12 protein-coding genes are annotated in these 13,908 nt (G+C 36.2%); 10 read left to right on the top strand and 2 right to left on the bottom strand.

What is annotated here, in order from left to right:
• Positions 1–110: 110 nt before the first annotated feature.
• The 3 genes from BN1066_RS02535 to BN1066_RS02525 all read left to right on the top strand — a co-directional run bounded on the left by BN1066_RS02535 (position 111) and on the right by BN1066_RS02525 (position 2,189).
• Positions 111–776, top strand: a complete 666-nt coding sequence (locus tag BN1066_RS02535; protein ID WP_179104268.1) for an SIMPL domain-containing protein — start codon at positions 111–113, stop codon at positions 774–776.
• Positions 777–888: 112 nt separating this feature from the next.
• Positions 889–1,260: a DnaJ family domain-containing protein gene (locus BN1066_RS02530; RefSeq protein ID WP_077317949.1), complete on the top strand. Its 372-nt coding sequence runs from the start codon at positions 889–891 to the stop codon at positions 1,258–1,260.
• Positions 1,261–1,703: 443 nt separating this feature from the next.
• Complete coding sequence (locus BN1066_RS02525; protein WP_077317948.1) at positions 1,704–2,189, top strand: GNAT family N-acetyltransferase; 486 nt, start codon at positions 1,704–1,706, stop codon at positions 2,187–2,189.
• Positions 2,190–2,901: 712 nt separating this feature from the next.
• Here BN1066_RS02525 and BN1066_RS02520 read toward each other — a convergent pair.
• Complete coding sequence (locus BN1066_RS02520) at positions 2,902–3,255, bottom strand: carboxymuconolactone decarboxylase family protein (RefSeq protein WP_077317947.1); 354 nt, start codon at positions 3,253–3,255, stop codon at positions 2,902–2,904.
• 687 nt (positions 3,256–3,942) lie between these two features.
• On the opposite strand from BN1066_RS02520, the gene fosB reads away from it, so the two are divergent.
• Positions 3,943–4,365, top strand: coding sequence for a metallothiol transferase FosB (gene fosB / locus BN1066_RS02515; RefSeq protein ID WP_077317946.1), 423 nt, complete (start codon positions 3,943–3,945; stop codon positions 4,363–4,365).
• Positions 4,366–4,441: 76 nt separating this feature from the next.
• Here fosB and BN1066_RS02510 read toward each other — a convergent pair whose 3' ends face one another.
• A complete protein-coding gene (locus BN1066_RS02510) occupies positions 4,442–4,852 on the bottom strand; it encodes a DUF6376 family protein (RefSeq protein WP_077317945.1) in 411 nt (136 codons plus the stop codon).
• A gap of 403 nt (positions 4,853–5,255) precedes the next feature.
• On the opposite strand from BN1066_RS02510, the gene BN1066_RS02505 reads away from it, so the two are divergent.
• The 6 genes from BN1066_RS02505 (at position 5,256) to BN1066_RS02475 (ending at position 13,876) form a co-directional block, all read left to right on the top strand.
• Positions 5,256–5,903, top strand: a complete 648-nt coding sequence (locus BN1066_RS02505; protein ID WP_143695718.1) for a hypothetical protein — start codon at positions 5,256–5,258, stop codon at positions 5,901–5,903.
• 523 nt (positions 5,904–6,426) lie between these two features.
• Positions 6,427–7,845 (top strand): DHA2 family efflux MFS transporter permease subunit, encoded by a 1,419-nt coding sequence (locus tag BN1066_RS02500; protein ID WP_077317943.1) that lies wholly within the window; start codon positions 6,427–6,429, stop codon positions 7,843–7,845.
• Between the two features lie 613 nt (positions 7,846–8,458).
• Entirely contained in the window at positions 8,459–9,487 is a 1,029-nt protein-coding gene (gene proB / locus BN1066_RS02490) for a glutamate 5-kinase (protein WP_245799677.1), read from the top strand.
• Positions 9,488–9,553: 66 nt separating this feature from the next.
• Positions 9,554–10,801: a glutamate-5-semialdehyde dehydrogenase gene (locus BN1066_RS02485; protein ID WP_143695717.1), complete on the top strand. Its 1,248-nt coding sequence runs from the start codon at positions 9,554–9,556 to the stop codon at positions 10,799–10,801.
• A 1,165-nt stretch (positions 10,802–11,966) separates the two neighbouring features.
• Positions 11,967–12,296: a chaperone CsaA gene (csaA, locus tag BN1066_RS02480; protein ID WP_077317939.1), complete on the top strand. Its 330-nt coding sequence runs from the start codon at positions 11,967–11,969 to the stop codon at positions 12,294–12,296.
• A 221-nt stretch (positions 12,297–12,517) separates the two neighbouring features.
• Complete coding sequence (locus BN1066_RS02475; protein WP_077317938.1) at positions 12,518–13,876, top strand: FAD-binding oxidoreductase; 1,359 nt, start codon at positions 12,518–12,520, stop codon at positions 13,874–13,876.
• Positions 13,877–13,908: the final 32 nt, after the last annotated feature.

Below are 13,908 nucleotides of genomic sequence, written 5' to 3'. Positions count from 1 at the left end.
TTGCTAAAGTTAAAATAGCTTAGGCTGTAATTCTGGAAGGGTACCGCTAGGAAAGTTATTATATCATTATGTGCCGTCATGCATATACTCTAAAGAGGAGTGATGTACCTATGTCATATATGCAATCTGATAATCAACCGCCTGCTTCCGTTAGTTTGCCGGATGCTAGAACGATGAAAGTGTATGGAAATGGAAAGGTAGCTGTAAAGCCTAATGTTGCCATTGTCCAATTAGGAGTGGTAACAGAAAATAAATCCCTTCACAAAGCTCAACAGGAAAATACAGAAAAAATGAATAAGGTGCTTCAAACTTTAGTTAATTTAGGTATCCCTAATAAAAATATTCAAACCTCAGCCTTTATAATTAATCCAAAGTATGATTATCAAAATGGTAAGCAGTTTAATCAAAGGTATCAAGTTATGCATATGTTGCAAGTTAGGTTAACACACATCGATCAGGTCGGTATTGTTATTGATACTGTTGTCAACCAAGGAGTAAATCGTATAACCGATATTCGTTTTACAACAGATCAAACAGATATATTGTATGAAAATGCGCTTCAGTCCGCTTTACAAGATGCTAAGCGTAAATCATATATCATTGCTAACACATTAAAGCTTCCCATATTCCCAATGCCAATTCGTATTGTTGAACGAACCATTAATCCACCAGCTATCTATAAAACAGCCGCCGCAACTACAGAAGGCTTTGCACCCCCTATTCAGCCAGGACAAATTGAAATAGAAGCAGCAGTTGAGTTGGTATACAGTTACTGAGTTTCAGATGATGATAGGTACGATTTTAAAACTATTTGGTGAAATAGGAAGGTAAAGAAAACTATTTGTCGAATGGTAAATGAAGAACAAAAATATATGAGGAGGCGAAAGGTTGGATAAAAAGGATGCAAAAAATGAATATGAGCTTGATGAACGCCTTCAATATGTGGATCCAATTAGTGAGATAGTAAAAAGAGCAGAAAAAGAGGGACATTTCGATCACTTACCTGGAAAAGGAAAACCATTGAAACTAAGAAATGATTATATGAATCCAGAAGATAAGCAGCTTTATAAAACGATGAAAGATAATTATATTCTTCCAAAATGGATTGAACTGGCAAATGAAATTGATGCATTGAAGAAGGGTTTGTCTAAATCAGAAAGTAAAGAGAGAAAGAAAAAAGTGAAACGTATCAACAAAAAAATTAAAGAATACAATTATCTTTGTCCTCCATCCTTACAACGGAATAAAATTCAAAATTAAGCTATTCATACGTATTTAATAGAGAAGATAAATAAACCAGATTAGTTCGAGAGTGACTAGTTTTCTAGTAGAGTGTATGCAGTGAAATACTTGCTAGCTAAGAAAAAAAGCTAGTGCTATGGCAAGCCCTGACAAGCTTAAATTTTGGTCCGTACGAAGGAGAAATAAAACGATCTTGAGGGACGAACGCATAAGCTGGCCGAAGCTACTTGTAAAAAAGATATCCACCGCCATGTAGAAACAGATATTGTTTCCCAGATAATAAGAAAACTTGGCAAACGCCAACCCTAGAGCGCAGATAATCGCTAAAATTTCGCTGTGTAGTCTAAACTTTAGCGCTAAAATGGTAATATTCTAAACACACAATGTACGATCAAATTCGCTACATCATTTTTATGAAATTTTAACATCCTCTTATAATTCGTGCAGAAAGGGAAATAGTAATGAATTATGTAATCCGCCAGATGACCGAGAAGGATATAGAGGCCGTACAACAAGTAGCAAGAAAAAGCTGGCATACTACGTATCAAGGGATTATACCTATGTCAATTCAAGAAGAATTTTTGGCTCGTGCATATCGTAAGGAAATGTTAGCGAAAAGGTTAATGTTTTCGCATCTGTTTGTTGCCGAACTTGATGGGAAAGTTGTTGGCTTTGCAAATTATTCCCCAATGACAGAACAAGGAGTTTCTGAGTTAAATGCAATCTACTTACTACCGGACTATCAAGCGATGGGTATAGGAACAGCCCTGTTAAAAGCTGGATTAGAATACCTAAAAGAAGTTAATATAATGTATTTAAATGTAGAACAGGATAATGAAATTGGTAAGCGGTTTTATGAGCGAAAAGGCTTTAAAATAGTGGAGGAATTTACAGAGGATTTTGCCGGACATAAGTTAAATACGATCCGGATGACGCTGTATCTTTAAGGGGTTAAGAAGTCCTTTAAACGATCACCTTGTTGCTTTAACTTAATTTTAATACTAAAACTTAAAATCTTTACGAGTCTTTAATGTTTTAAAACAGCTAATAATAAAGGGCTTTTTGTAAGACTTGCAGCAAAATATAGATGAAGAGGAAGATCGACTAAAAGCGGGCTTCTTGCTCAGGTGTCTGTATACCCCTGTTGCAGGAACATGTTTTTCTTATCTCGAATATTTTTGCAAAAATCTGCTTATTTTTTAGAGAAACGACTCCTAAATTCCTCCATTTGCTTGGATTGACAGGACAAGGAAAGCTTCTTGAATAATCATCGCGGTTTTTAAGGACAGAGTTGCTGCGACAGCAATACACGGCGATTTTTCAAGAACAAGGAAAGCTACGTCAACGACATATCGCAGTTTTTTAAGGAAAAAAAGCTACACCAGCGCGACACATCACGGTTTTTCAAGGACGCCTGCGAACTTAGCCTTTGATCTATTGTTTTAGGAAGAAAAGTACTCTTTGAATGAAGTTTCCCTGTATCTTTTAGAAAATGTCCAGTTTGTACTACACTGCTAATCTGAGCGTCTCTAGCTTTTGCACTTGTGAAGTTTCGTCTGTTTAGTACTAATTTAAAATTTAGCATTTTATAATATATACGTATGGAAGCCTGTTGAAATCTATTCAGCAGGCTATACTAATTCATTTTACCAGTATCGTCTAGGCTTGGAAGTCTCTTATACATGTTTGAACCAGTGTTACTCCTTGACTCATAGAAGCTCCACCACCGAAGGCAGATGTAACTGCAATTGTTTCCAGTATTTCCTGTTCAGTACAACCTTGATCAAGACAACCTTTGGTATGGTAGATAATACAATATTCATCTTGGGCATGGATGCTGATCCCGAGAGCGATTAATTGTTTAACTTTTGCTGAAATCCTCCCTTCTGCAAAGCAAGCTTCGGTAAAATCATTGTATTTTTGAGTAAATGCAGGCATTTTTTCAGAAAATGTTCCAATACCTTGTTTATATTCGAGTAATGCTTCTTTTGAAGAGATTTTTGACGATTCCATATTAATCATTCCTTTTCTAACTATTCGATATAGCCTTAGTATGAGCAGAATAATTGGGCTTAAACATAATATTGTGGATCATGCAATTAAAGAATAACCGGTAGGGCATAATAAGGGATAAACGAATATAAGGAAATGGTTTGACTGATATCATAATAAGGTATGATAGAAGTAGACTTGTACAAGGAGGCGTATTTATGAAAAAGTTAATTCGGAAACTTATTAAATATGGACCAATTATTTATCCTGTTATCAAAAACTATTTGAATAAGCGAAAAGCGAAAAATAGTTATGATAAAGAATAAGTCAACTCTCTTATAAATAGGAGACCTTATGATGAATAGTGAAGCAGTCCCGTATAGAATGGAACCTTTGATTTACAATTTTTTATGTTTTATTTGCCTGATTTTTGAAAAAAACAGTACTGTAACAGGCTAATTTTACAAAATACAAATGGGATGTATAAAGATTACCGAAAACTGTATTTGTTAAATATCAACTTATTGATAGTAAAAAATGTACGTAAGGAGAAATTCATTATTTCACATCAAAATGGACTAATACTTATGAGAAACAATCAACTTGATGAACGTAATTGGCACCGACGATGCTTATACATAGTTTGTTTATTTTGTTATGTTTTTTATCATAAGCTTTTTCATATACGTATTTACAGAGGGAGGAAAAATGAATATTCAGGGGATTAATCATTTATTATTTTCCGTTTCTGATTTAAAAAGATCCATTAAATTTTATCAACAAGTCTTTGATGCTACGCTACTAGTTCAGGGAAGGCGAACAGCCTATTTTGATTTTAACGGACTTTGGCTTGCTTTAAACGAGGAGAAAGACATTCCACGTCAGGAATTTCACCAGTCTTATACACATATTGCATTTACAATTGATGAAGATGATTTTCAAGCGATGTATGACAAACTAAAAGCGTTACGTGTAAATATTTTAGAGGGGAGAAAAAGAGATAATCGGGATAAGCAATCCATTTATTTTACAGATCCAGATGGACATAAATTTGAATTCCATACGGGATTCTTAGCTGATCGATTAGCCTATTATAGAGAAGAAAAGAAACATATGAAGTTTTTTGAATAGGAAGTATAGGTAGGAGATAACAACATGCCAAAATTCGTTCGACATGAACTCTTAAGGCATGTAGTACCCCTGTATACTATAATTCAAGCTGTTCAATTTGTACTTTAAGAGATATGATATTTTCTATTGTTTGGTAAATCTCTGTTTCTTGTAGTTGTTCAACGGTAATCTCACCTTGATTGATAATATTATTAATTATTTCCAACAATGCTTCACTTTTATAGGCCAGCTCCTGATGTATATTCTCTGCGATAGTTGGCGGTTCAATCTTAGTAAAATTTTCTATTGTACCTGTTAAGTCTTCTAAACGTGCAACCAATTGATCTGCTTCTAACGATGATGCTTCTTCAGCAAACTCACTTAAGTTATTGATATATTCGGTTGCTTCCGTGGCATAATCGAATGAATCCGTTGCTTCTTCTAACAGAGAACAACCGCTTAGCAACAGAAGAATAGTCATAAGTAAAGCAGCCATGCTCTTTTTCATCGATAAAATCAATCCTTTCGCCAAATGAAATTTACATGTATGGCATAATACGAACACCGTTTCTTTTTCTATCCTTTGTATGGTTTTATCTATAAATGTGTAATAATTCGCTACAATATGGCTTATAGTGTGTTACAGAGTTCTGCAATAGTCTCTCTTGTTCCTTAATGCTAACAACTTTTTTATTTATCATAATGAAGCTTTCTATACCATACGATATAGTCCTGTATAAAGTTTCAAGTAATTGGTACTAATTATCTAACAGAATAAGGGAAAACTACTTGCCTAAAGAGCAGTTGCAGAAAGGGGTGGTTTTATAAAAAGAACACTATTTCTTGTAGCTGTTATGATTAGTTCCCTGTTTGGTCTGTTAAGAAATACAGTGTCAGCGGAGTTTGTTGATTTGTATTTATTGGAAAGTAAACAACAAGAGGACAAAGAGTATCAACGTTATCAGAAGGTAATTATTATGTATAAAGCGAGGGAGTTGGGAATAGATGTTGAAGGAAGATCAGCAAGTGAGTTAAAGCGTCAAGTTGAGCAAGAGTTTTTAATGCAAGCAGCGAAAAGGTTTAATCTAAAGACAAAAGGGAAAAAAATAGATGAATTAAAAAAAGAAGTACATGACGCCATTATCGTTGAAAAAGCTATCCAATTAGGTATTGAGACAGAGAATAAAAAGCCAAATGAATTGGCAAAAGAGGTTCACGAAAAAAATATTAAGCAAAAAGCAGAGCAATTAGGACTAAATATAAGTGGAAAATCTATAGTTACATTGGAAGATGAACTGATTACCATGGAAGTGGAAAAAGAAGCAGAGCAACTGGGAATAAAACGACAGGGAAAGAGTATTAAACAATTAATTGAAGCTGTGCATGAAGCTAAATTGTATCATACTGCAGAAAAATTAGGGATACTTATTATAAATAAAAACGCTAATGAAATATTAGAGGAAATTATTGTGAATCATGCTACAGAGGCAAAAAAATTAAACCTTTATCCATTTAATAATGGTAAATTTTATAGTATTTTTCATTATAAATTTGAATAAACGGTTTATAAGCTAATTATCCACCATCATCCACTTTCAGGCTCTAATGGTGGATTTTTTTACTTTAATACAGAGAGGCTAAATGCCACTAGTTAAATGCTATTGTTTAAGTATCTTGGCGCTACAACGTTTTCTCTCGCAAAAAATAAAGCTGAACAATTAGCAGAGAAGTCCAATCAACACAGAACAGATTTTCATGACGTTCTGTTTCGTGACACTTTATTTCAACCTTACAATAATTTGTTCCGATTTTGTGGGGCTCCATTCTAAGTTTAGGCTATTCCGCTTCGAGTTTGTGTCTTCTGTTAAACTTTATGGATCTCTTTCCAAGGTATTTCAGTTACAACTTTTCCGGAGAAATAACTTAATAATTATATCAAAGCGAAATAGTTTGTTCAATAATTTCTATATGATATTATGTTAGTTATCTCACTTTGTAAAGAGGATATGTTCGGACATAAAAAATGATTTAGTTTGCTCAATCAACGATACAGCTATAAAATAACCAGAGAGGAGAGAAAAGATGAATACTACAAATACACAAGCAAATGATCCAACACAGATAAATAAACTACCATTAATCATCGTACTTATTTCGGGAGCTTTCGTCGCTATTTTAAACCAGACGTTATTAGCTACAGCATTGCCTAAAATTATGGCCGATTTACAGTTGGATGCTAATACCGTTCAATGGTTGCAATCCATTTTTATGTTGGTTAACGGGATAATGATACCTATTACTGCATTTTTAATTGAACGTTTTACGACAAGGGGATTGTTTTTAACTGCACTAAGTATGTTTGCTATTGGGACACTTATATGTGCGGTAGCTCCTAATTTCTCTACACTATTGGTTGGACGCGTGGCTCAGGCTGCTGCTGCGGGAATAATGATGCCACTAATGCAAACCATTTTATTTCTTATCTTTCCAGTGGAAAAACGTGGAACAGCGATGGGAATGTTTGGCTTAGTTATTGCCTTTGCCCCAGCCATTGGCCCGACTTTATCTGGATGGCTAGTTGAACACTTTCCATGGAGAAGTGTGTTTTATGTCATATTACCAATAGTAATCCTTGATATCATTGTGGCTTATTTTATTTTGAAAAACATTACCAAACAAACCTATCCAAAGGTGGATGTTCTATCTATTATTCTTTCAACACTAGGCTTTGGTGGACTATTATATGGGTTTAGTGTTGCTGGTAATAGTGGTTGGGGAAGCATACAAGTGATCCTTTCGTTAATTATTGGAGCTATTACGTTGACATTATTTATTCTTAGACAGTTGAAGCTAGAACAACCAATTCTTGAGTTCCGCGTGTTTCGTTATTCGATATTTTCGCTTACGACTGCGCTAGGTATGGTTACCTTCATGGCTATGATCGGAGCTGCAGTTATTCTCCCGTTACTTGCACAAAATATGCTTGGTTTTTCTGCTTTGGAATCGGGCTTAATGCTTTTACCAGGAGCAGTTGTAATGGGAATTATGAATCCAATTACCGGCAGATTATTTGATCAATTTGGTGCACGCTGGCTTTCCATTATCGGGTTAACCATTGTAACAATAACAACGTTTATGTTTACGAATCTATCTATAACAACAACATTTACGTATTTAGCTACCGTAAACGCAATACGTATGTTGGGGATAGCTATGGTTATGATGCCTGTAACAACAGCTGGTTTAAATCAGTTACCTTTTCATTTGATTCCTCATGGAACGGCAATGAATAATACAATGAGACAAGTAGCTGGTGCAGTTGGGACAGCCTTATTAGTAACTGTTATGACCAGTACAGCACTTCCTGATAAAGGAGTAGAAGGCTTGATCCACGGGGTAAATATTTCTTTTATTGTCGCTGGTTTATTTGCGATTATTGCACTAGTTTTATCGTTTTTTATAAAACGATCAGGATCGAAAAATGTACAAATTGGCAGATAAACAAAGGCAATAAAATGCTAATTGGTTAAAAGGTTGTTTAAAGAAAAACTTGTAAAAACAGTTGACATTCCTCGTTTTTCTATCCATAATATCTATAAAACATAGTTGAACGGTAAGAAAGGAATAGTATGTGGTTTGTTCGGTGCCAGAGAGAGGAAGTTAACAGCTGGAAGCTTCCTACACTTGAAGCCACAGAACCTGCCTTTCGAGTCTCACAAAAGTGGGCGCTTATTTCGGCGTTATTGAATGAAAGCGGGATGTGTTTGGACACATTCAAAATAGGTGGTACCGCGGAAGAAGCTCTTTCGTCCTTATTTCTAAGGATGATTGGGCTTTTTTTACAATAAAGTGAAACTTCATTCAGTAGGCGTTTTCTCCCATCTCCTACTGAATGTTAGTTGAACGAATCGGGCATTTAGGTGCCGTTTTCCCCCACTTAGCCCCTTTTGTATGAACTCAGGGATCTTGAAGTGGGAGTCTTACGGCACCTTACATGCGGGATAAATAAATCACTATAAAATTTGAAAAGATATTGGGAATAGGAGTATGTAAAGTGAAACAGAGAATTGTTGTCAAAATTGGAAGTAGCTCTTTAACAAATGTACATGGAGAGATGGACGAAGAAAAACTGACAGAGCATGTTCAAGCTATTGCCAAGCTTCGCGAACACAAGCATGATGTTATCTTAGTTTCATCGGGAGCAGTTGCTGCAGGTTTTCCACAAATTGGTTATGCGTCCAGACCGGTCACTTTAAAAGGAAAACAAGCGGCTGCAGCAGCCGGTCAAGGATTATTGATTCAGACATATATGGAAAAATTCTCGGAGTTCGATTTAAGAGCCGCACAGTTATTATTAACACGAGATGATTTTAAAGATCGAGAAAGGTATAAAAATGCGTTTAATACGCTAATGGAGCTTTTAGAGCGTCGTGTCATTCCGATTATTAATGAAAATGATACGGTATCGATTAAGGAGCTTACTTTTGGTGATAATGATATGCTTTCTGCTTTAGTAAGTGGGATCGTGCACGCCGATCAATTAATTATGTTAACCGATATAAATGGTTTATATAATGGAAATCCTCGTCACAATCCAAATGCAGTAAAATATGATTATTTGGATAATGTTACAGAGGAGATGATTGCTCAAGCAGATGTTGATGGCTCCGCTGTCGGAACAGGAGGAATGAAATCAAAGCTGGAAGCTGCTAAAATGGCACTTTCATTAGGTGTTAGTGTGTTTATTGGTACAGGACAAGGTAGCGCTAAGCTGTTAAACATAATCGAAGGAAACGGAGACGGTACGTATATCTCTAATCCTGCAAAAGGATCGATTACCACAAATAAACAATGGATTGCGCTGCATTCAGAGCCAACTGGGCAAATCTATATTGATGATGGGGCAGAGGAAGCCCTCTTACATCAAGGTGCAAGCCTTCTTGCTGCCGGGGTTCGTAAAGTAACCGGTGCTTTTAAAGAAGGAGATGTCGTAGAAGTTTATGGAGGCAAAGGACTAATCGGAAAAGGCGAAGTCAGTTGTTCAAGAGATGTTGTCATGAAAGAAATAGCATTAAGGAATAGCAACACGCCTGGTCTATCTTCAAGGGTGATTCATCGTGACCGTTGGGTAAGGCTAACATAAAGGATGATTGTAAAGGATAGCAACTAGTGTCATTACTAGCTATTTATAAATAGGAGGAGGAGTATCATGTCAGAAATACAAAAAAAAGGAAAACTTGCGAAGGCTTCTAGTTATCAATTAAATGGGGTAACTACGGAGGAGAAAAATGAAGCCCTTCGATTAATTGCTGATCAACTTTTACAGGATGAGGAGAACATTTTGCAAGAAAATCAAAAGGATTTAGAGGATGGTAAACAGAAAGGTTTATCTGAATCGGTCTTAGATAGGATTATGTTAAATGCGGATCGAGTTAAGGGAATGCATGATGCGATATATCAATTAATCGATTTACAAGATCCTATTGGTGAAGTACTTGAGACGATTACAAAGGATAATGGCTTACGGGTTGAAAGAAAACGCGTTCCAATCGGAGTTATCGGCATGATTTATGAAGCAAGACCAAATGTAACGATTGATGCTGCAACACTCTCTTTAAAAACAGGGAATGCTGTTATACTAAGGGGAAGCTCTTCAGCTAAATATTCAAACCGTGCATTAGTAGCTTCTATTCATCAGGCTTTGTCCAAGAGTAAATTGCCTTTGGATGCAGTGCAGTTAATCGAAGATACGAGCAGAGATTCGGCAAAAGAACTGTTTACATTAAATGAGTATTTAGATGTATTGATTCCTCGAGGAGGTAAAAATTTAATAGAGACAGTGATTCGTTCTTCTACGGTTCCAGTTATTGAAACTGGCGCAGGAAATTGTCATATCTTTATTGATGCATCTGCTGATGAAAATTTAGCGGAAAAAATTGTACTAAATGCTAAATTACAACGACCATCCGTTTGTAACGCGATTGAATCTTTATTAATTCATAATGAATGGTTCCATGAACATGGGGATCATTTGTTAGATCAATTACAGCAGAATCAAGTGGTTATTTATGGAGATGAAACAGTTGTTCAAGCTTTCCCAAAAGCAAGCAGGGCAATGGAAGAAGATTGGCAAACGGAATACCTTGATTTAGCAATTAGTGTAAAAGTGGTTGATTCTTGTAAAGAGGCAGTTGACCATATCAATACGTATGGTACAAAGCATTCAGAAGCAATTATTACAAGTGATAGAGCAAATGCGGAGTTCTTCCAGCAACATGTTGATGCAGCAGCAGTTTATCATAATGCCTCAACTCGGTTTACAGATGGATTTGAATTTGGTTATGGTGCAGAAATTGGTATTAGTACACAAAAACTACATGCAAGAGGGCCAATGGGGTTGCCTGCACTTACATCTACTAAATTCTATATATATGGAGAAGGACAAATACGGGAATAATACAAAGGCAGATCCTATAAGTGCATAAACAGACAAATGAGCACATGTTTGGATTAACAATGTACAAACTGGAGAACTTCTGACGAGATAAGGTTAGACTTCATTCAAGGAATGCATTGCTCTTTGAAACAATAGATCAAAGGCTAAGGTCGCAGGAGTTCTCGGAAAACAATAATGTGTACTGTCAAAATTTTTCTTTTTTAAAAAAACGTGATGTATCGCTGTCTTAATCCTTTTTGCCCTTGAAAAACCTGCCGCAGCAACTCAGTTCTTGAAAACATTATTCAAGAAGCTTTCCTTGTCCTGTCAATCCAAGCAAATGGAGGAATTTAGGAGTCGTTTCTCTAAATAATAAGCAATTTTTTTCAAAAATGAGAGGTGCGGCTCCTGACGTTCGAGATGAGAAAAACATGCTCCTGCAACAGGGGTATACCGACACCTGAGCAAGAAGCCCGCTTTTAGTCGATCTTTTATGATTTGAGCTGATATTGACCAACATAAGAAGATCGGAGTTTGCTAGGGACACGAGCATGAAGTTAGAGAAGCTAGAAGCTACGTTTAAAAACGATATCCACCATGTAGAAATGGATAACGTTTTCTAGTCAATATAAAAGATGCATCTTAAAATTTTCACATTGGAAGTATAGTATTGAGTTTAAACCTACAAGAATTTTTTGATGATTTTATCCCGCATGTAAGGTGCCGTAAGTTTCCTACTTCAAGACCTGAGTTCGTGCAAAGGGTCAAAGTGGGAAGAAACGGCAACCTAAATGCCCGATTTGTTCAGCTAACATTTCTTAGGAAAGGCATTCCAAGAAATGAAGTTTCATTTTATCCCGCATGTAAGGTGCCGTAAGTTTCCCACTTCAAGTCCTGAGTTCGTGCAAAGGGTCAAAGTGGGAGAAAACGGCACCTAAATGCCCGATTGGTTCAACTAACATTCCGTGTAAAAAGCATTCCACGGAATAAAGTTTCACTTTATCCCGCATGTAAGGTGCCGTAAGTTTCCCACTTCAAGATCCCTGAGTTCATACAAAAGGGGCTAAGTGGGGGAAAACGGCACCTAAATGCCCGATTTGTTCAGCTAACATTTCTTGGGAAAAGGCATTCCACAGAAATGAAGTTTCACTTTATAAAACGCATCAAATTGAAAGGATGTTTATTTATGGCAAGTATAGAGGATTTTCAAAAATTAGACATACGAATTGGGACGGTAACGAAGGCAGAGCCTTTTACCGAAGCAAAGAAACCGGCAATTAAGCTGTATATTGATTTTGGTGATTTAGGGATAAAACAATCATCTGCTCAAATTACCAAACGTTATCAACCCACAGATTTAGTCGGTCGACAGGTGACAGCAGTGGTTAATTTTCCATCTCTGCGAATTGCTGGGTTTAAATCGGAAGTACTTGTTCTAGGCGGCATACCAAAAGCAGGTGATGTTGTATTATTAGCACCAGATCAAAAAGTGAAAAATGGTACACCAGTATCTTAATTGTCATTGCAATCAAGGTTCAAAAGAAGCAGGTTTTAATTACATGTAATTCTTTACGATAAATGGGAATAAAATTTTATAACGAAAATTATTTGTTTACTAAGGGTACAACATTTTGTAATAATAAAAAAATCTATCGTTGCGAATTAAATTTTTATACTATTCCCATTGTTTGAAAATTAAATAGCTATACATTCTTAAGCACAAAGGGAGAGATAGCATTGTCCATATTAGAGGCATTAGCGCAAGTCTTACCGTCTGAACAAATAAGTACGAACGAGACAATCCTAAAACAGCATAGCTCAGATGAATCGTACCATACACCGGAATTCCCGGATGTTGTTGTTTATCCAAAATCAGCGAAGGAAGTCAGTGAAGTGATAAAGGTGGCGGCTATAAATCAGATACCGATCGTCCCTTTCGGATTAGGTTCTAGTTTAGAAGGTAGTGTCATTCCATATCAAAAAGGAATTACGATTGATTTTTCATGGATGAATCAAATTTTAGAAGTGCTTCCTGATGATTTTCTAGTGAAGGTACAACCTGGAGTGACAAGGAAACAGCTGGAAAAAGAACTGAAAAAATATGGATTATTTTTTCCCGTTGATCCTGGAGCAGATGCAACATTAGGGGGGATGGCGGCAACAAACGCAAGTGGAACTACATCTGTAAAATATGGCGTTATGCGGGATCAGGTTCGTGATTTAGAAGTAGTATTGGCAGATGGTACAATTATTCATACAGGGAGCATGGGAGCAAAATCATCTTCTGGAATACATTTAAATGGTTTATTTGTTGGCTCAGAAGGAGTATTAGGTTGTTTTACAGAGCTTACGTTAAAAATCCATGGTATCCCAGAGGAAATGATGGCAGGACGAGCGACCTTTTCAACATTGGATGATGCTGTTGGAGCTGTTATTCATATGTTGCAAGCGGGAATCCCTGTAGCAAGGGTTGAATTAGTGGATGAACAATCCATGAAGCAGATTAATCAATTTAATGATACCACTTATTTTGAAGCTCCAACTATTTTTTTAGAATTTCACGGTAATGAAGCTGGTCTAAAGCAGGATATTGCTTTTGCAAAGGAAATATTACAAGACCATGAATGTCAGGATTTAGCATTTGAATCAGATACCGCTTTGAGAAATCAGTTATGGGAAGCAAGACACAATACAGCTTATGCATATTTGCACCATTATCCTGGAAAAAAACAAATGGTAACAGATGTTTGTGTACCCATTTCTAAATTAGCGGATGCAATCAAACATGGCAGGAAAGCTGTCGATGCTTCCGGACTTCCAGGAGGAATTGTCGGTCATGTTGGTGATGGAAATTATCATATTTTAATGATGATCGATGTTAATAATCCCCATGATCTGGCTAAAGCGAATAAGGTAAATGAAGAAATTGTTTCGTTTGCATTAGCTTGCGGTGGAACATGTACTGGTGAGCATGGTGTTGGTATTGGTAAAACTAAATATCAGAAAAAAGAGCATGGGGAAGCACTTGAAGTGATGCGTAAGCTAAAAACAGCATTGGATCCTGAACATATTTTAAACCCGGGAAAAATCCTCTAAGGGTATTGGTTTTAAGAAAAGAGAATTTTTCA

The sequence above is a fragment of the Virgibacillus proomii genome, assembly GCF_900162615.1.
Classification (GTDB): Bacteria; Bacillota; Bacilli; order Bacillales; family Amphibacillaceae; genus Virgibacillus; species Virgibacillus proomii.
The sequence above is the reverse complement of the archived record's forward strand: the minus strand, read 5'-3'. Positions and strand labels throughout refer to the sequence as shown.

What these genes read in the sequence shown, in the direction of transcription:
- BN1066_RS02535 (WP_179104268.1), top strand. Translation starts at nt 111, where the DNA reads ATGTCATATATGCAATCTGATAATCAACCGCCTGCTTCCGTTAGTTTG.
- BN1066_RS02525 (WP_077317948.1), top strand. Translation starts at nt 1,704, where the DNA reads ATGAATTATGTAATCCGCCAGATGACCGAGAAGGATATAGAGGCCGTA.
- BN1066_RS02520 (WP_077317947.1), bottom strand. Translation starts at nt 3,255, where the DNA reads ATGGAATCGTCAAAAATCTCTTCAAAAGAAGCATTACTCGAATATAAA.
- fosB (WP_077317946.1), top strand. Translation starts at nt 3,943, where the DNA reads ATGAATATTCAGGGGATTAATCATTTATTATTTTCCGTTTCTGATTTA.
- BN1066_RS02510 (WP_077317945.1), bottom strand. Translation starts at nt 4,852, where the DNA reads ATGAAAAAGAGCATGGCTGCTTTACTTATGACTATTCTTCTGTTGCTA.
- BN1066_RS02500 (WP_077317943.1), top strand. Translation starts at nt 6,427, where the DNA reads ATGAATACTACAAATACACAAGCAAATGATCCAACACAGATAAATAAA.
- proB (WP_245799677.1), top strand. Translation starts at nt 8,459, where the DNA reads ATGGACGAAGAAAAACTGACAGAGCATGTTCAAGCTATTGCCAAGCTT.
- BN1066_RS02485 (WP_143695717.1), top strand. Translation starts at nt 9,554, where the DNA reads ATGTCAGAAATACAAAAAAAAGGAAAACTTGCGAAGGCTTCTAGTTAT.
- csaA (WP_077317939.1), top strand. Translation starts at nt 11,967, where the DNA reads ATGGCAAGTATAGAGGATTTTCAAAAATTAGACATACGAATTGGGACG.